The organism is Arthrobacter sp. APC 3897, from assembly GCF_030407495.1.
Lineage (GTDB): Bacteria > Actinomycetota > Actinomycetes > Actinomycetales > Micrococcaceae > Arthrobacter_B.
Genome location: NZ_JASDDG010000028.1, coordinates 34,442 through 52,425, shown reverse-complemented (window position 1 = coordinate 52,425; position 17,984 = coordinate 34,442). Strand labels below are relative to the sequence as shown.

General features: G+C 66.6%; 13 protein-coding genes. 6 read left to right on the top strand and 7 right to left on the bottom strand.

The features are described 5' to 3' along the window. The first annotated feature begins 1 nt into the window (after position 1). The 4 genes from nadA to QMA10_RS13765 are packed head-to-tail and all read left to right on the top strand — an operon-like array spanning position 2 to position 5,056. Complete coding sequence (gene nadA / locus QMA10_RS13780) at positions 2-1,315, top strand: quinolinate synthase NadA (RefSeq protein ID WP_290169206.1); 1,314 nt, start codon at positions 2-4, stop codon at positions 1,313-1,315. Continuing rightward, the gene (gene nadB, locus QMA10_RS13775) at positions 1,312-2,949 is read left to right on the top strand and encodes an L-aspartate oxidase (RefSeq protein WP_290169204.1); all 1,638 of its coding nucleotides are present in this window, start codon (positions 1,312-1,314) and stop codon (positions 2,947-2,949) included. Before nadA ends, nadB begins: the two co-directional genes overlap by 4 nt. Before the next feature lie 23 nt (positions 2,950-2,972). Next, a complete protein-coding gene (nadC, locus tag QMA10_RS13770; protein ID WP_290169227.1) occupies positions 2,973-3,872 on the top strand; it encodes a carboxylating nicotinate-nucleotide diphosphorylase in 900 nt (299 codons plus the stop codon). Further along, entirely contained in the window at positions 3,869-5,056 is a 1,188-nt protein-coding gene (locus QMA10_RS13765; protein ID WP_290169203.1) for a cysteine desulfurase family protein, read from the top strand. Before nadC ends, QMA10_RS13765 begins: the two co-directional genes overlap by 4 nt. Before the next feature lies 1 nt (position 5,057). On the opposite strand, the gene QMA10_RS13760 is transcribed toward QMA10_RS13765, so the two are convergent. After that, complete coding sequence (locus QMA10_RS13760) at positions 5,058-5,603, bottom strand: GNAT family N-acetyltransferase (protein WP_290169201.1); 546 nt, start codon at positions 5,601-5,603, stop codon at positions 5,058-5,060. Positions 5,604-5,690: 87 nt separating this feature from the next. Between QMA10_RS13760 and QMA10_RS13755 the strand changes: the two genes are divergently transcribed. Both QMA10_RS13755 and QMA10_RS13750 read left to right on the top strand, forming a co-directional pair. Next, positions 5,691-7,091, top strand: coding sequence for a M20/M25/M40 family metallo-hydrolase (locus QMA10_RS13755; RefSeq protein ID WP_290169199.1), 1,401 nt, complete (start codon positions 5,691-5,693; stop codon positions 7,089-7,091). Next, positions 7,088-8,656, top strand: a complete 1,569-nt coding sequence (locus QMA10_RS13750; protein WP_290169198.1) for an MFS transporter — start codon at positions 7,088-7,090, stop codon at positions 8,654-8,656. The genes QMA10_RS13755 and QMA10_RS13750 overlap by 4 nt, the downstream gene beginning before the upstream one ends. Here QMA10_RS13750 and QMA10_RS13745 read toward each other — a convergent pair. From QMA10_RS13745 to QMA10_RS13720, 6 genes are all read right to left on the bottom strand, one after another. Then, a complete protein-coding gene (locus tag QMA10_RS13745; RefSeq protein WP_290169197.1) occupies positions 8,625-9,536 on the bottom strand; it encodes an oxidoreductase in 912 nt (303 codons plus the stop codon). The two genes, QMA10_RS13750 and QMA10_RS13745, sit on opposite strands and share 32 nt — an antisense overlap. Before the next feature lie 43 nt (positions 9,537-9,579). Next, the gene (locus tag QMA10_RS13740; protein ID WP_290169195.1) at positions 9,580-10,047 is read right to left on the bottom strand and encodes a MarR family winged helix-turn-helix transcriptional regulator; all 468 of its coding nucleotides are present in this window, start codon (positions 10,045-10,047) and stop codon (positions 9,580-9,582) included. Between the two features lie 9 nt (positions 10,048-10,056). After that, on the bottom strand, positions 10,057-11,166 hold the full coding sequence (locus QMA10_RS13735; RefSeq protein WP_290169193.1) for an LLM class flavin-dependent oxidoreductase: 1,110 nt from the start codon (positions 11,164-11,166) through the stop codon (positions 10,057-10,059). Positions 11,167-11,275: 109 nt separating this feature from the next. After that, positions 11,276-14,419: an efflux RND transporter permease subunit gene (locus QMA10_RS13730; protein WP_290169192.1), complete on the bottom strand. Its 3,144-nt coding sequence runs from the start codon at positions 14,417-14,419 to the stop codon at positions 11,276-11,278. Positions 14,420-14,571: 152 nt separating this feature from the next. Next, on the bottom strand, positions 14,572-16,062 hold the full coding sequence (locus tag QMA10_RS13725) for a malate:quinone oxidoreductase (RefSeq protein ID WP_290169191.1): 1,491 nt from the start codon (positions 16,060-16,062) through the stop codon (positions 14,572-14,574). A gap of 101 nt (positions 16,063-16,163) precedes the next feature. Further along, complete coding sequence (locus tag QMA10_RS13720) at positions 16,164-17,846, bottom strand: ABC transporter substrate-binding protein (protein ID WP_356835090.1); 1,683 nt, start codon at positions 17,844-17,846, stop codon at positions 16,164-16,166. Positions 17,847-17,984: the final 138 nt, after the last annotated feature.

Below are 17,984 nucleotides of genomic sequence, written 5' to 3'. Positions count from 1 at the left end.
CATGAGCAACACCCCCGGTACCTCAACACCCAGTGTTGCCACAGCCGTGGAACTGATTTCCGCCGCGGCCGCCGCCGGCGGCCGGTCTTCCACCAGCACCTGCACCCCGGCACTGGCCATGCCGCCATGGGAGTTCGACGGCGCCGGGCTGCCGGACTACGGACCGGGTGCCTCCATGCATGATCCGGCGCCGCCTGCCACACCCCGCCAGGGCAGCCTCCCCGAGGAATACCGGCAGGCTTCCGACGCCGAGCTGCACCTGCGGATCGAAGCCGCCAAGGGGAAGCTCGGTGAACGTGCCGTCATCCTGGGCCACTTCTACCAGCGGGACGAGGTGATTCGCCACGCGGACTTCGTGGGGGATTCCTTTCAGCTCGCGAAGGCAGCCAAATCCAAACCCAACGCCCAAGCCATCATCTTCTGCGGTGTCCACTTCATGGCTGAAACCGCTGACCTGCTCTCCGGGCCGGACCAGGCCGTGGTGCTGCCCAACCTCGCCGCCGGCTGCTCCATGGCGGACATGGCGGACATTGATTCGGTGGCCGCATGCTGGGAGCAGCTCACCGGACTTTTCGGTTCAGAGCCCGACGACGACGGCCGGCTTCCCGTCATTCCGGTCACCTACATGAACTCATCCGCCGCGCTGAAGGGCTTCTGCGGCTTGAACGGCGGGATTGTCTGCACTTCCTCCAACGCCGCGGCCGTCCTGGACTGGGCCTTTGAACGCGGGCGGCGGGTGCTGTTCTTCCCGGACCAGCACCTGGGCCGGAACACCGCCAAGGCGATGGGCATCCCGCTGGAGGCCATGCCGCTGTGGAATCCCCGGCTGCCGCTGGGCGGAAACACCGTGGAGCAACTGCAGGATTCCCGGGTGCTGCTCTGGAACGGCTTCTGCTCGGTGCACAAACGCTTCACCGTCGCCCAGATCGAAAAGGCCCGCGCGGATTACCCCGGCGTCCGGGTGATCGTGCATCCGGAATGCCCTATGCCCGTGGTGGATGCCGCCGATGAAGCCGGTTCAACCGATTACATCCTCAAGGCAGTCGATGCCGCACCGGACGGCAGCACCTTTGCCGTGGGCACGGAGATCAACATGGTCAACCGGCTGGCCGCGCAGTATCCGCAGCACACCATTTTCTGCTTGGACCCGGTAATTTGCCCCTGCTCCACCATGTACCGGATCCATCCCGGCTATCTGGCCTGGGTGCTGGAGGGACTGGTCCGGGGTGAGGTCCTGAACCGGATCACGGTTCCCGCCGCCGTTGCGGTCCCGGCCCGTACCGCACTGGAACGGATGCTGGCGGCGCGGCCGTGATCGCCGTCGTCGGCGCGGGAATTGCCGGGCTGACCGCTGCGCTCAGTGCGGTGCAGGAGGACCCGCGCACCGAAGTAACCGTGCTCGCCAAGGGCACGGTGCGGCAGTCCAACACCTGGCTGGCGCAGGGCGGAATCGCCGCCGTTGTACCCGTTGCCGCGGCGCCCGGTGACACTGCGGCCGCGCACGCGGCGGACACGCTGGCGGCCGGAGCCGGGAGGTGCGACGCAGACGCGGTGCAGGTTCTGTGCGGGGCGGGCGGAGAGCAGATAAGCCGTCTGCTGGACCTGGGCACGCCCTTTGACCGTGATCCGTCCGGCGCGCTGGCCCTGGGCCGGGAGGCGGCGCATTCGGCCCGGCGGATCCTGCACGTCAACGGCGACAGCACCGGGGCCGGCATTGCCGCCGCACTGCTGCGGGCGGTGGCGGCGGAACCGCGCATCACCCTCACGGAACACGCGTTTACAGCCGGCCTGCTTCTCGATGCCGGCGTCGTCACGGGAGTGGACGTACTCCGGAACGGCGTCCGGTCTGTGCTGGCGGCCGACGCCGTGCTCCTCGCCGCCGGCGGAGCGGGAGCGCTGTACACGCACACCACCAATCCGGACTCGGCAACGGGCGACGGCGTGGCGCTGGCAGCCGGAGCCGGGGCCGCGGTGCGCGATCTTGAGTTTTTCCAGTTTCATCCCACCTCCCTGGACGTGCCGGGCAATCCGCTGATTTCCGAGGCGGTCCGCGGCGAAGGGGCGGTGCTGCGCAACGCTGCGGGGGAACGTTTCCTCCTGGAATGCCGTAACGCCCACCCTGACGCTGAACTGGCTCCGCGCGACGTCGTTTCCCGGGCCGTCAGCGCCTATCTGCAGGACAGCGGGGAACGGTGCGTCTGGCTGGACGCCACCGGGATCGCGGCTGCCCGCGGGACCGGCTACCTGGCCGGCAGGTTTCCCGGACTGGATGCCATGACCCGGAGCCACGGCCTGGACTGGGAACAGGATCTGCTGCCGGTGGTGCCCGCTGCGCACTACTGGATGGGCGGCGTAGCCACCGATCTCCGCGGCCGCACCACCGTTCCCGGACTGTACGCCGCCGGGGAGTGCGCCTGCACCGGTGTCCACGGTGCAAACCGGCTGGCTTCCAACTCCCTGCTGGAAGGTTTGGTGTTTGGAGCGCGCGCGGGGGCCGCCGCGGCGGCAGACAGCAGAGCCGGTGCTGTTCCCCGGGTTTTGTCCGGCGACTTTCCGGTTGCCGGACGAGCCGAACAGGTGCCGTCAGCGCCCCCGGACGGCAGCCGCGGGGAGCCCGCCTTTAGCCGTGCGGCTCTGCAGGAGCTCATGTCTGCCCAGGCCGGGGTCCTGCGCAACGCGGACGGACTGGCTGCTGCCGCCGCTGCAGTTGCCCGCTGGCACTGCGGGACAGCGGGCACGGCAACGCTTCAAGGAACCAAAGGTTCCGGATCGCAGGGGCAACCGATACGGCAGATGCGGGTGTTGGAAGACGCCAACCTGCTCACCTGCGCAGGGCTGCTCCTGGCGGCTGCACTGCGGCGCACGGAATCCGTCGGCGCGCATTACCGGTCCGATGCTGCGGCCGGGACGGCTGGAACCGCCGGCAGCACCCTGAACCTCCTCTCATGAGCTCTCCGAAGGGAAACACCTCCATGACTGTCAGCCCTGCCGTTACCGGCACAACGGCTCCCCCGTCCGCACACCTGCCTGTTCCCCGGGACGCGGTGGACCGGATCGTGGCCGCAGCGCTCGCAGAGGATGCACCGTGGGGTGATCTCACGTCGGAGCTCCTGGTTCCCGGGGCGGCGAAGGCCTCGGCCGTCCTCACCGCCCGCGAACCAGGCATCTTCTGCGGAACCGGGGTCATCGAGGCAGCCTTCCGCCTCGCCTCCCCGGAAACAGCAGTAGAGTTCCGGATCCAGGACGGCGAATCCTTCGCCGCGGGGACTGTCCTCGCGGAAATCAGCGGTCCCGCCCGTGCCGTGCTGACAGGGGAGCGGGTGGCCCTGAACCTGGCCCAGCGCCTCAGCGGCATCGCCACCCTCACCGCGGCCTTTGTTGCGCAGGCCGCCGGCACGTCCGCCCGGATTACCGACACCCGCAAGACGACGCCTGGCCTGCGGGTCCTGGAACGCCATGCGGTCCGGTGCGGCGGTGGATATAACCACCGGTTCAGTCTCTCCGACGCAGTGATGGCCAAGGACAACCACCTGGCGCTGCTCGCGGCAGATGGTTCGGATCTGGCACAGGCCCTGGCAGCTGCCAAAGCGAGACTGCCGCACACCGTGCACTTTGAGGTGGAGGTGGACCGGCTGGACCAGATCGAGGCAGCGCTCGCAGGCGGTGCGGACACCGTGCTGCTGGATAACTTCAGCCTCCCGGACCTGCGCCGGGGAGTGGAGCTGATCGGAGGACGTGCCCTGGCCGAGGCCAGTGGAAATGTGCGCCTGGAAACCGTCGCGGACATCGCGGCCACCGGGGTGGATCTGATCTCCGCCGGGGCGCTCACGCACAGCGTCAGGGCGCTGGACCTGGGGCTTGATCTGCGGTGATGTACCTGGATGCCGCTGCCACCGCCCCGCCGCGGCGCGAAGTGCTGGAGGCCATGTGGCCGCATCTCACCACCGGGTTCGGTAATCCCTCCAGTGCCCACTCCGCCGGGGAAGCCGCTGCCCGAGCGCTGGAAGCGGCACGTGAAACCGCTGCCGGTGTGCTGGGCTGCCGGCCCGGGGAGATCATCTTCACCTCCGGCGGCACCGAGGCGGACAATCTGGCAGTCAAGGGACTGGCCCTGGCCGGGATGGACCGGCTGGCCCTGGAGCGCCCGGCTCACGAACGTCCGGGTGCCGCACCGCACGTGGTCTCCACCGCCGTCGAGCATCCTGCGGTCCTGGAATCCCTGAACTATTTGCGGCGGCGGCACGGCTTCAGCGTGACGCTGCTCCCGGTGGACGGAACGGGCATGGTGGATCCGGAGCAGGCCGCCGCGGTCCTGACCCCAAAAACGGTGCTCTGCTCAGTGATGTACGCCAACAATGAAGTGGGCACCGTCCAACCCGTGGGAGAGATTGCCGGCCGCTGCCGGGCGGCCGGGGTTCCCGTCCACACCGACGCCGTGCAGGCAGGCGGTTGGCTGGATCTGAACGTCACCGCGCTGGGGGTGGATGCGCTGAGCCTGTCCGGACACAAGCTGGGCACGCCCAAGGGAATCGGGCTGCTGTACCTGCGCGGAGCGCCGGCGGTGGAACCGGTGATGCACGGCGGAGGGCAGGAACGCGGCCGGCGTTCCGGCACGGAGAATGTGGCAGGAGCGGTGGGGCTGGCTGCGGCACTGGTGCTGGCTGCCGCGGAGCGCGATGACGCCGTCCGGCACGCCGAAGCGTTGCGGAACCGCATGGTCGAAGCCGTGCTGCGCGACATTCCCGGCGCGCTGCTTACCGGGCACCGGACCCGGCGGCTGCCCGGCCACGCTTCGTTCTGTTTTCCGGGCGCCTCCGGGGAAGCGGTGCTGCTGGAGCTGGAGCGTGCCGGCGTACTGTGTTCCAGCGGCTCGGCCTGCGCGGCCGGATCCGATGAGCCCTCGGCCGTGCTGACCGCGATGGGCCTGGACCGGGAGGTTGCGCAGACGGCAGTGCGGTTCACGTTTACGGCCGCCCTGACGGAGGGCGAGGTGGACCGTGCCGCACGGGCAGCGGGTGAGGCCGTGGCGGCAGTGGGAGGACTGATGCGCCGCTAGGTCAGAACTCCCGGCTGTGGCGGCGCTCCGCGACCGGCGGATCAAACCGGGTGTCCTGCAGGGTTCCGCCGTCGTCCAGCCAGCCCCGCTTCATATAGAAATCGATAGCCCGCTGATTGGTTGCCTCAACCCACAGGAACGCCCTGTTATAGCCCAGTGCTGACAGTTTTCCCTCCGCTGCGGCAAACAGCGCTGAACCGACACCCCTGGCCCAGGCATCCGGATGCACATTGATCGCATACAGCTGTCCGGTTGACGACGGCGGACGGTCCCCGGCATCTGAACCAGCGGCGTCTTCGGCGGGTCCGAAGATGCAGAACCCGGCAACTCCGCTGTCCGTTTCCGCCACTAGATTGAACGTTCCCGGTCTGGGTTCGCGAATGTTCCGCCGCCACCCTCCTGAGAAGGCTTCAGGATTCAGGCCGTCCAGATACTCGGCGGGCATGACCCTGCGGTAGGCGGCCCGCCACGCGGAAATATGGATGCCGGCCAGGTGCGGCGCATCAGCTTCAACCGGGGGCCTGATAAGAATCTTATTGCTGGTCATGCTCCTCCTGACGAGCTGGAATGGTGCGGGACGCGGCACCAAGGCTACCTCAGCAGCAGCAGATGTGATGGCCGTTACACTCTGGGCATGCAGATCAAATCAACGCCCCTCCGCGTGCAGGAGACCGCCGGCGGGCAGGCACTGTCACTCGGCACCGCTGCGGCATCCAAGCTCTCCCGGCTCATCGGCTACCAAACCGTCTCCTCCCGGGACCCGCACCAGGTCCGCCTCGAAGAATTCGACGGCTTCATCAGTGCGCTTCCCGAACTGTTTCCCCTGGTCCACGAGAAACTGTCACTGGAACGGGTCAACGCGCACGGGCTGCTGTACCGGTGGCAGGGCAGCGGAACGGACGACGTCGGCGGCCCGCTGGTCCTGATGGCCCACTATGACGTGGTTCCGGTTCAAGATCCGGCGTCATGGACGCATCCGCCTTTCTCCGGAGAGATTGCGGACGGCCGGATTTGGGGCCGGGGAGCCCTGGATGACAAGGGGTCGCTGACCGCCATCCTGGAGGCAGCGGAACAGTTGCTGGCGGCTGGCTTCGCCCCTTCCCGGGACGTGTACCTGTCCTTCGGCAACAACGAGGAAACCGCCGGTGACACCGCAGAAGCGGCCGCCGCGCTGCTGGAGAGCCGTGGTATCCGCCCCTGGCTGGTGCTCGACGAAGGCGGCGCCGTGGCCGGGCAGGCCTTTCCCTTCGTGGACCGTCCGGTGGCAGTGGTGGGTGTATCCGAGAAGGGCATCCTGGACGTGGAACTGTCCACCGAGGATGCCGGCGGGCATGCCTCCACGCCGCACCGGCGCGGAGCCACTGCACGGCTGGCACGGGCCATCACCCGGGTGGACGCCCGGCCGCTGCCGGCGGTCCTGCCGGAGCCCACGGTGGAAATGATCGGACGGCTGGCCCCGTCGGCGCGCTTTCCGGGGCGGCTGGTGTTCGGAAACCTGAGGATCTTCCGGCGTCCGCTGACCCGGGTGCTGGCCCGGATGGGCGGCGAGCCCGGCGCGCTGACCCGCACCACCGTGGCCATCACGCAGCTGCAGGGCAGTTCCGCCTCCAATGTCATCGCGTCCCGGGCCACGGCCAACGCCAACATCCGGGTTGCCGTGGGGGAGAGCGTGGCCGGCACAGTGCAGCGGCTGCGGCGGATCATTGCCGATCCCTCAGTCTCCCTGCGCGTCGTCGAAGGCAACGAACCCGCTCCGGTCTCCGCGACGGACAACGCGCAGTTCGCCTTGCTGGAGCAGACCATTGCCGACGTGTTCCCGGATGCCGTGACCGCCCCGTACATCATGCTCGGCGGCACCGACTCGCGCCGCTTCACCGGCATCTGCGATGCCGTGTACCGCTTTGTGCCGTTCCGGATGAGCCGGCAGGACCGGGCGAGCATCCACGCGGACAATGAATCCCTGAACATTGAGACTTTCGGTGAAGGAATTCTCTTCTACGCCCGGCTGCTGCGCGGACCCGGGGCCGGCCAGTGAAGCCGGCCGCCGGCGTCGCGCACCGAAGCCTGCGTTCGCTGGGACCGGTGGTGCTCTTTCTGGCCCTGCTGGAAATCACGTCCGGGATCCTGCAGGGGTACTACACACCCATCCTCACCGACATCGCACGGAACCTGGGGATCAACGACGGCGACGTCAACTGGTTTGAAGCCGCGCAGCTGATGCTCAGCGCGCTCGCCGTTCCAGTGCTGGCCAAACTGGGGGACATCTACGGACATAAGCGGATTCTGCTGGTCTCCACCATCCTGACGGCCGCGGCCTCCTGGGGAGTCGCTTTCGCGCCGGACTTCTGGACCTTCCTGGCGGCATGGTCGCTGCAGGGTTTCTATGTGGTGTGGCTGCCGCTGGAGATCGCGCTGATTTTCGGCCGTGCCTCCGCGGCCCCCGGCGGCGCTGCCCTGACCCGCAAGGCCGCGGGCGTTTTGGTGGGCGCCCTGCAGTTTGGCGTGATTGCCGGTGCGCTCGCCGCCGGTGCACTGGTGGAGGTCTTCGCGGGACGGCTGGAGATAACGCTGATGATCCCGGCGGCTGCCGTGACCCTGTGCATTGCGGCAGTGCAGTTCGGCGTTCCGGAAACGCCTGAGCGGGCCGGCGGAATCCTGGACGGCAGGGGGTTCCTGCTGCTTGCCTTCGGGCTGCTGCTTCTCACGTCCGGGTTGAGTTTCCTGCGCATCAACGGGCCGGGCACCTGGTGGGTCTGGGGAATCCTGCTGGCCGGGGCAGCGGCGTTTGTCCCGTTTGTCCGCTGGGAACTGGGCCGCACGGACCCCCTGGTGGACTTCCGGATGCTCCGGGACCCGGCCATGTGGCCGGTGCAGCTCACCGCGGGCCTGTTTGGCATCTCGGTGCTGGGGGCGCAGGCACCCATGTCCACCTTCGCCCGCACGGACCGGCAGGTGCACGGCTACGGCCTGGGACTCGACGCCGGTGACGTCTCCGTCATCATTGGCTCCTATGTGCTGTCCGTGCTGGTGGGTGCGCTGCTGTTCCCGGTGGTCTCCCGGCACATCACACCGCGGCTGACCCTTTGCGGTGCCGCGGCCCTGGTGGGACTGGGCTACCTGCTGTTCCTGCCCTTCCACGACACTCTGGCCCAAACCCTGGCCAACATGATCGTGGCCGGACTGGGGTCCGGGGCACTGGTGGCGGCGCTGCCGTCGGCCGCCGCCGCGGCGGCTCCGCGCAGCCGCACGGGCATGGCCACGGGGCTGACCAACACCACCAAGACCATTGGCGGCTCGTTCGCCTCCGCCGTGTTCGGCATCGCCCTGGCCGGCGCCGCCGCGGATGCCCTGGCGGACGGCGGAGCCGGGGGTACGGAGACCGCGGCACCGCTCTCGGGCTACCTGGTGGTTTGGGGAGTGTGTTCGGTGACCGGATTTATTGCGGCCGGACTGCTCCTGCTGGTGCCGCGGCTGGCCTTCGCTGATCCTCCGCTGACGGCATCGGGTCAGGGGATTATGGTCCAGCCTCCCGGCGGGAGCGGGTCTAAAGGGCAGGTGCCCGACGCCGCTAGCCGAGTCCGGGGAAACGAACGCCGGTGAGCCGGGCGCTGACGTCCCAAAGGCGCCGGGCGGTGAGCGGATCCAGCGCCTGCGGAGCCGGGGTCACCGGCACCGGCCGGCCGCGGAGCTGCCCCGGACCTCCCGGGCCGTAGAACTCTCCGCCGCGGACCCCGGGAGCGGTGGCCGCGTACAGGGTCGGCAGCGCACCGGCGGCTCCGTCCTGGCCCAGCAGCCGGAAGAAGGAACCCAGGATGTCCAGGGTTGCCGGGTGGTTCATCCCGGAGGTGAGGTTGGTGCTGGTAAACCCGGGATGCGCGGCCACCGCCACGGGTTTTTCACCGTGTGTGCGGAGCCTGCGCTGAAATTCAAAAGTGAACAGCAGATTGGCCAGTTTGCTCTGGTTGTACCGCGCCCAGGGGCGGTAGCGGCGCTGCGCGGACAGATCCTCAAAGTCGATTCGCCCGCCGCGGTGGGCAAGGCTTGAAACGGTCACGACGCGCGCTGCCGGTGCCTTCCTCAGTGCCGGGAGCAGCAGTCCGGTCAGGGCAAAGTGGCCCAGATGGTTGACTCCGAACTGCAGTTCAAACCCGTCCGCGGTGGTGCGGTGCGGCGTGGCCATCACCCCGGCATTGTTGATCAGCAGGTCCACCGGGCCGTCCTGATCTGCAGCGAACCGGCGTACGGAATCCAGGGAAGCGAGGTCCAGCTGGCGCAGCCGAACATTCTTGTTGCCGGTCTCCGCGCGGATCTGCTTCACGGCAGCCTCCCCGCGCTGCCTGTCCCGGCAGGCCAGGTCCACGCTGGCGCCCTTCGAGGCAAGGGCCAGCGCGGTCTGCAGGCCCAGGCCGCTGTTGGCGCCCGTGACGACGGCGGTGCTTCCGGACAGGTCCGGAATGGACTCGGTGCTGAAGTTCTCCACTGGGGCTCCCGCCGTCGTTCCGTATGGGTGCTGCGGCGCTCCCTTAGCCGTCGCTGTCAGCCAGGCTGGCCAGCACCTTGTCAGTCAGTGACTTCAGGTCCGCCATTTCGGCCTCGGAGAGTGCAGGCGTTAACAGCTCGTAGATGCCGCGCACATGCGCCCGCCCCAGCCGGCGCTGCAGGGCGAGCCCTTCCTCCGTCAGGGAGATTTCCACGCCGCGCTGGTCATGCTGGGCCGGCCGCCGCTGGACCAGCCCTTTGGCCTCCATCCGCTCCACCATGCGGCTGAGGCTGGGCTGGCTGATCAGCAGGTGCTCATTGAGCTCGTTGAGACGCGTCCAGCCGGTGGGGCAGCGGGTGAGATTGAACAGGACGTCATACTCCCGCATGGACAGTTCTTTGAAGGCCGGATCCCGCTGCAGGCGGCGCATAACTCCCACCTGGGTCCGGAAGAGGGACTCCCAGGCTTCGGCTGCCTGTCGAACGGGGGTGCTGCTGGTATCCAAGGACATGTCCTAAGCCTACTGAAGGGACGGGGCGGAGGTGGAACGTGACGACACCTGCGCCGCGGCTACCCGTGCGGCATGGGTGGGGCCCTCGGGCACATCGGCCGGACGCCTGGAATCAAATTCACGGCGAAGCTCCGGCAGCACGTATTCGCCGAACAGATCCAGCTGCTCCAGGACGGTCTTCAGCGGCAGCCCGGCATGGTCGATCAGGAACAGCTGGCGCTGGTAATCGCCGAAGTACTCCTGGAAGGACAGGGTTTTCTCAAGCACTTCCTGCGGGCTGCCCACGGTCAGCGGGGTTTGCGCCGTGAAGTCCTCCATGGAGGGTCCGTGGCCGTACACGGGGGCGTTGTCGAAGTAGGGACGGAACTCGTTGACGGCGTCCTGCGAGTTTTTCCGCATGAAGAACTGTCCGCCCAGACCCACGATGGCCTGGTCGGCCCGGCCGTGGCCGTAGTGCTCGTAGCGTTCGCGGTAAAGACTGATGAGCTGCATGTAGTGCTCCTTCGGCCAGAAGATATTGTTCGCGAAGAAGCCGTCGCCGAAGTAGGCAGCAATCTCCGCCACCTGGGGCGTGCGGATGGAACCGTGCCACACAAAGGGAGCAACGCCGTCGAGCGGGCGCGGAGTGGAGGTGAAGTTGCGCAGGGGGGTGCGGAACTTCCCCTCCCAGTTCACCGTCTGGTTGTCCCAGAGCTGGCGCAGCAGGTTGTAATTCTCCACTGTCAGCTCCACCGAGTCCTGCATGTTCTTGCCGAACCAGGGGTAGACAGGAGCTGTGTTGCCGCGGCCCAGGACCAGGTCCACCCGCCCGTCGGCGAGGTGCTGGAGCATGGCAAAGTCCTCGGCGATCTTCACCGGATCATTGGTGGTGATCAACGTCGTGGCCGTGGAGAGGATGATCCGCTCGGTCTGCGCCGCGATGTAGCCCAGCAGGGTGGTGGGGGAGGAGGCATAGAACGGCATGTTGTGGTGCTCGCCGGTGGCGTAGACATCCATGCCGATTTCTTCGACCTTCCTGGCGATGGCGACCGCGGCCTTGATCCGTTCGCCCTCAGTGGGGATCCGTCCGGTGACGGGATCGCGGGTGATGTCGCTGACGCTGAATACGCCGATCTGCATGGTGTCCTCCGATGTACTGGTGCAGCTACAAGTATATGCATTTGCATCTACATCTGTCACAACGGCGTGCACCGGCTCATCATTCCCGCGCGGTGCCCGGGTGCGGGGCTCAGGCCTGTTGTTCCCCGGCGGCCGCATGGTTCGCGGAATGCCGCCGCCTGCCGGCCCGCTTTTCCCGGGCACCCTCCACCAGCCGGTAGAGGACCGGCACCAGGATGAGGGTCAGGATGGTGGAAGAGACCAGGCCGCCGATCACCACGATGGCCAGGGGCCGGGAGATGAAGCCGCCTTCGCCGGTGACGCCCAGGGCCATGGGGGTCAGGGCAAAGACAGTTGCCAGGGCGGTCATCAGGATGGGCCGCAGCCGCTGCCGGGAGCCGCGCATGATGGCATCGGCCACGTTCATGCCGGGCTGTCCGTCATGCGGACGGCGGTACTGGTTGATCAGGTCCACCAGCACAATGGCGTTGGTCACCACAATGCCCACGAGCATCAGCATGCCCACCAGGGAAGGCAGGCCCAGCGGCACGCCCGTGACGAGCAGCAGCAGGATCGCCCCTGTGGCCGCAAACGGCACTGAGACCAGCAGGATCAGCGGCTGAACGAGGGACTTGAAGGTGGCCACCATGATCACATAGACAATGGCGATGGCCGCCAGCAGTGCCAGTCCCAGCTGGGTGAAAGACTCGTTCTGCTGGGTGGCGGCGCCTGAGAGCGTGGCCGTCACGCTGGGGGGCAAATCCAGTTCCGCAAGTTTGTCCTGGACCTCGGTAATGGCTGCGCCCAGATTCTCTCCGGCCGGGGACACGGAGACGACGGCGGTGCGCTCGCCGCCGGAGGAGGAAATCGACGTCGGGACATCCACTTCCTCAACCGTGGCCAGCGAGCTCAGCGGAACGGTGCCGGACCCTGCGGGAACGGGAACCCGGCTGAGCTGTTCCACACTGGTGATCTGCGTTCCCTCGCCGATGAGCACGGGGAAGTCATCGGTGCCGATGCGGATGGTTCCCGCAGGCAGCGGGCTGAGCGTGGAGGCCACCAGACCGGCAATCTGCTGTTCGTTCAAACCCGCAGCCACCGCCTTGGCCCGGTCAATCGATACCTGGACCACGGGGGAGGAGGATGACAGGTTGCTGGTGACCTCACCTGCGGCGGGCAGCGAGGACATGGCTTCCACCACCTCATCGGCCGCCGGCTGCAGTTCACCCGGGTCACCGGCGGACAGGCTGATGTCCACTGTGTTGGAGGTGCCGAAACCGCCGCCGGTGCTGCCCAGGGTGATGTTCCCGGCGTCGTCGTCCAGGCTGTCCAGCGCGCCGCTGACGGTATCGCGCAGCGCCACCTGGTCAACACCCGGTTCGGTGATGACCGTGTAGGAAGCTACCGCGGATCCGCCGGAGCTGAAGGCGGCGAAGCCGGCGCTGGAGGTTCCCATGGTGACCTGCACGTCCTTGACGCCCTCAGTGCCGCGGAGCACGTCCTCCACCTCTTCGGCTGCCGCGGAGGTGGTTTCCAGCGAGGTGCCCGGGGGCAGCTCCTGCCGGACACTGAAGGTGTTCTGCCCGGTGTCACCGAGCAGGTTGGTCTGCAGCAGCGGGGTCATCGCCGCCGTGGCCGCAAGGACAATCACGCCGGCCACCACGGTGTATACCGGATGCCGCTGGGTGGTGCGCAGGATCGGCACATAGCCGCGCTGCAGGAAAGTCTTGGATTCCCTGGCCTCAGCTTCGGCGCGGTACGCCGCGGGGTCGGCCACCGGCCGGCCGGATTTCAGGAACCAGTAGGCCAGCACCGGCACGATGGTCAGGGAAACCAGCAGCGAGGCCAGCAGCGCCAGGGAAGTGGTGATGGCGAACGGGCGGAAGAGCTCACCGGCCAGCCCGCCCACAAAGGCGATTGGAGCGAAGACGGCAACCGTGGTCAGGGTTGAGGCGGTAATGGCGCCGGCAACTTCGCGCACGGCGGTAAGTATTGCCGTGCGTTTGTCCGTGCCGTAGCCCAGATGCCGCTTGATGTTCTCGATGACCACAATGGAGTCATCCACCACCCGGCCGATCGCGATGGTCAGTGCGCCCAGGGTCAGGATGTTGAGCGAGTAACCGAAGGCCAGCAGGCCAATGAAGGTCACCAGCAGGGACAGTGGAATGGAGACGGCGGTAACCAGGGTGGAGCGCACCGAAAGCAGGAAGACCAGAATTACCAGGACAGCGAAGCCCAGGCCGAGAATGCCTTCGGTGGTGAGGTTGGAGATGGATTCCTCGATGAAGGGGGCCTGGTCAAAGACCACCGTGAACGTGGCACCGTTGCCGAGTTCGGACTCCAGGGCCGGCAGCAGATCGGTCACCTGGTGGGAAATCCCCACAGTGTCGCCCGCCGGAGTCTTGGTGATGGAAACGGCCAGCGTGGGCTGTCCGTTGGTGCGGGTGATGGAGGTGTTCTCGTCTTCCACGATCTCCACCGAGGCAACGTCACCTATGGTTACCGGATCCGCTGACGCGCCGGCGCCGCTGCCGGTGGACTCCACCGGCAGGGCGGAGACCTTCTCCAGGCTGTCCAGCGGACTGCCGATCTGGATGGACAGGGTGCGGGTGTCCTCAGTAACGGTGCCCGCGGGCACCAGGGCGCCGCTGTTCTCCAGCGCGGTGGAAATGGCCGACGGCGTGACACCCAGGGCGGCGAGCGCCGCCTGATCCGGCAGGATGGAAATGCTCCGGGTGGATCCGCCGGTGACTTCAGCGGTGCGGACGCCTTCGATCTTCTGCAGCCGCGGAACGGTAAGCCGCTGCAAATCAGCGTTGAGTTCGGCCAGCGGCTGGTCGGAGGAGACCGCGAGGTAGACAATCGGGAAGTCGCTGATGCTGCCGGCCAGGGACTGCGGGTTCACGTCGTCGGGCAGGAGCTGACGCGCGTTGGAGATGGCCCGGTCCACCTGGCCGCGGGCACGGTCCAGGTCGGTGCCGTAGGCAAAGGTCAGGCTGATAGTGGAAATTGAATTGCGGGAAGTGGCGGAGGAATCCTCCAGGCCCTCCACCGCGGTCAGCGCACCCTCCAGGGGCTCACTGATCTGCTTGTCCACCACTTCCGGCGAGGCACCGGGCAGCGCGGTGATCACCGTGATCTGCGGAAACTCCAGCGACGGGATGAGTTCCTGCTTCAGTGATCCCATGGAGATCACTCCGAAAACGGCAATGAACACGGTGATCAGGGCAATGAGCGCCCGGTTGGAGAGGGAAAACTTGGCCAAACGGTCCATGAGCCTGCCTTCGGAAGGGCCTAACTAACGCAGAGCGGCAAAAACATCCCGGAACAAACCCGGTTCCGGTACTTAACGTTCGTTGGACCGGGCCGACCGGATGGGTCAGCCCGGTCCAACGGGTGAATCTTTTTTCGGAGCGTACCTGCGGGCTAGTTCAGGCCCAGCGCGCGGTTGGTGTCGGAAGTGATTTCTTCCAGCATCGACTCATTCTCATTGAGCTTGACGCCGTATCCCGGAATCATTTCCTTGATCTTCGGCTCCCAGGCCCCAAACTCGCGGGGGAAGGCACGCTTGAGCAGGTTGATCATGATGGGCGGTGCGGTGGAAGCCCCCGGAGAAGCACCCAGCAGGGCGCCGATGGAGCCGTCCGATGAAGTGATGAGTTCGGTGCCGAACTGCAGCACGCCGCCCTTCTTCGGGTCCTTCTTGATGACCTGCACGCGCTGGCCGGCGGTGATCAGTTCCCAGCCCTCGGTGACGGCCTGCGGCATGAATTCCTGCAGCGCCTTCGTCTTGCCCTCGCGGCTCTTCATCACCTCGGTGACCAGGTACTTGACCAGGGACATGTTGTCCTTGGCCACGGCCAGCATGGGCACCAGGTTCCCCGGACGCACGGATGCCGGCAGATCCAGATAGGAACCGGTCTTCAGGAACTTGGGGGAGAACCCGCCGTACGGGCCGAACAGCAGCGAACGCTTGCCGTTGACGAAGCGGGTGTCCAGGTGCGGCACGGACATGGGCGGGGCGCCCACTGAGGCCTGGCCGTACACCTTGGCGTTGTGGCGGGAAATGATGGACTCGTCAGTGGAGCGCAGGAACTGGCCGGAGACCGGGAAGCCGCCGAAGCCCTTGCCTTCGGGAATGCCGGAGGCCTGGAGCAGGTGCAGGGCGCCGCCGCCGCCGCCAATGAAGACGAAACGTGCGGACACGGTGCGGGACTGTCCGGTGGCGCGGTTCTTGACCTTAACGTCCCAGCCGCCGGAGGAGGAACGCGTGACGTTGCCGACCTCGTGGCCGTAGTTCATCTCCACGCCGCTGCCGGCCAGGTAACCGGTCAGCTCGCGGGTCAGCGCACCGAAGTCAACGTCGGTGCCGCCCACAACCCGGGAACCGGCAACACGCTGCGAAGGATCGCGTCCCTCCATGATCAGCGGAGCCCATTCGGCCAGCTTGGAGTGGTCTTCGGAGAACTCCATCGACTTGAAGAGCGGCTGGGAGCTCAGGGACTCGTGCCGGCGGCGCAGGTACTCGGAGTGCGCGTCGCCCCAGACAAAGCTCATGTGCGGCAGCGGATTGATGAAGCTGTTGGAGATATGGCCGGATGAGACCATGTGGGACCAGAACTGGCGGGACACCTGGAACTGCTCGTTGATGCCCACCGCCTTGGCCGGGTCCACTGAGCCGTCCGCAGCTGCGGGGCTGTAGTTCAGTTCGCACAGTGCGGCGTGGCCGGTTCCGGCATTGTTCCAGGGATCCGAGCTTTCCAGTCCGGCGCGGTCAAGGCGCTCAAACAGGGAAATGTCCCAGTCCGGCTGGAGCTGCTTCAGGAACGCCCCGAGGGTCGCGCTCATGATGCCGCCGCCGATCAGCAGTACATCGGTTTTTGTTGCGGACGTATCCGCCGGGCTATTAGCAGTCAACTTCGTATCTCCAGTCGCGTGGGCGCTAGCCCTAGAAGCGTATCGCTCCAAGCGTCCTTACTAAAATCACCTGCAGGTTGCAACGCGCCGGGGCGCACCCGTTACTCGCTTCGAAGTTCGATCCGGTTGAAGACCTCGTTGAGCAGCGGCGACGTGGGGTAGGAACCGATTCGGGGGGACAGCGCCAGCGCTGAAATGGGGAAGGCCAGCGGAATGGCAGGCACCCGGGTGGAAATACGGTCCGTAATCGCGGTGTACGCCTCCGCCTGTTCGGGACCGTCCTGCAGCGTCCGTGCCCGGTCGATCTTGCTCAGCAGCTGCGCGTCATCGTAGGCAAACTCTTCGGTGTAGCTGCCGAAAAGAGTGCCCAAAAAGTTGTCCGGATCATCATAGGTGCCGCTGATGCCGAGCAGATGCAGGGCACGGTCGCCGCTGGTCTGCACGCTGGCGAGATAATCATCGGACCACTCAACCGGAACCGGTTTGATATTCAGTCCCGCGGCAGTCAGCTGGCGGCTCAGCTCCGCATACACCCGCTCCGGGGTGGGCAGATAGGCCCGCGTCACATGACGCGGGTAGTAGAAGGGGAGCTCGGCGCCGTCGTAACCGGCTTCCTTGAACAGCTCGGCGGCTTTGGCCGGGTCGTAGCCGTAGTTGGTGACGGACCCTGAGGAAACACCGAGTTTTTCCGGCACAAACTGGTTGGCCTGCTTGGTTCCGTTAAGGAAGAGCCCGTCCAGGAGTGCGCCCTTGTCGATGGAGTGGGCGATGGCCTGGCGCATCTTAAGGTCATCCATGCCGGGGAACGCCTGGTTGATGCCGAGATACAGCACCGAATAGGGGTCCCGCTGCAGGATCTGCAGGCCGTTCCGGGCGAGATTGTCCACATCTGCGACGGTAACCAGGTCATAGCCGTCCACCTGTCCGGACTTGAGCGCCCGCAGGCGGCTTTCCGGACTGCTGATGGTGGAGAAGACCACCGTGCCGATTTGTCCGCGGACACCCCAGTAGTCCGGGTTGGCGGCCAGCCGCACCTCGTCGCCGCTCCAGGACTCGAGCATGAAGGGACCCGTTCCCGTCGGGTGCAGCCCGTAATCGGAGACCTTTCGGCCGTCCTTTTCCACCGTCAGCGTGTCAGCTTTGAACTGCTGAAGAGCCTTGGGGGAGGAGATCGCAAATTCCGGCGATGCCAGGGCGGGAATGAAACCGCTTAACCGGGTGGCCAGGTTTACCTGAACGGAGTACTCGTCGACGGCAGTGCAGGATTTGTAGACGGCCAGGTTGGGGGCATCCGAAAAGGCATTGAAAACAGCCTTGTAGGCAAGGTTGCCGGAGCCGCGTGCGGAGACGGGCAGGTTGTACCAGCGGTCAAAGTTGGCGCAGACGGCCTCGGCATTGAACGGCTCGCCGTCGTGGAAGGTGACGCCCCGCCGCAGCGTAAACGTGTATGTGCGTCCGTCCTCGGACTCGGTCCAGCTCTCGGCCAGCAGCGGGGTGGGAGCAGAAGTGAGGGGATCGACGCCAACCAGCCCCTCCAGGATCTGGCGGGTGACCCGGTGGCTTTCCGTGTCGGTGGCCAGGGCCGGGTCCAGGGTGGCCGGGCGGGCTGCGGTGGCAAAGGTGAAGGTGGCGGCGGGAGCTGAGGGCGCGGCGCTTCCCGTTGCCGGCGGCGGCGTGGTGGCATTGCCCGAGGGCGGAGCGGCGGTGCACCCGGCCAGAGTTACAGCGGCAATCATTGCACCGGCCCGAAGGAAGGAGCGGCGGCCCATGCCGGAATTTGTCACAGCTGTTGTTCTCCTCCGGAGACGCTCCGTCAACGGCGCGTTTGGTTCTGTCGGGTGTATTTATGCGAATTGCCAGTCTAAATGATAAAAATCCGGCAACAGCCGGTGAGACACGGCTCACAGTGGTGCTGCAAGTAA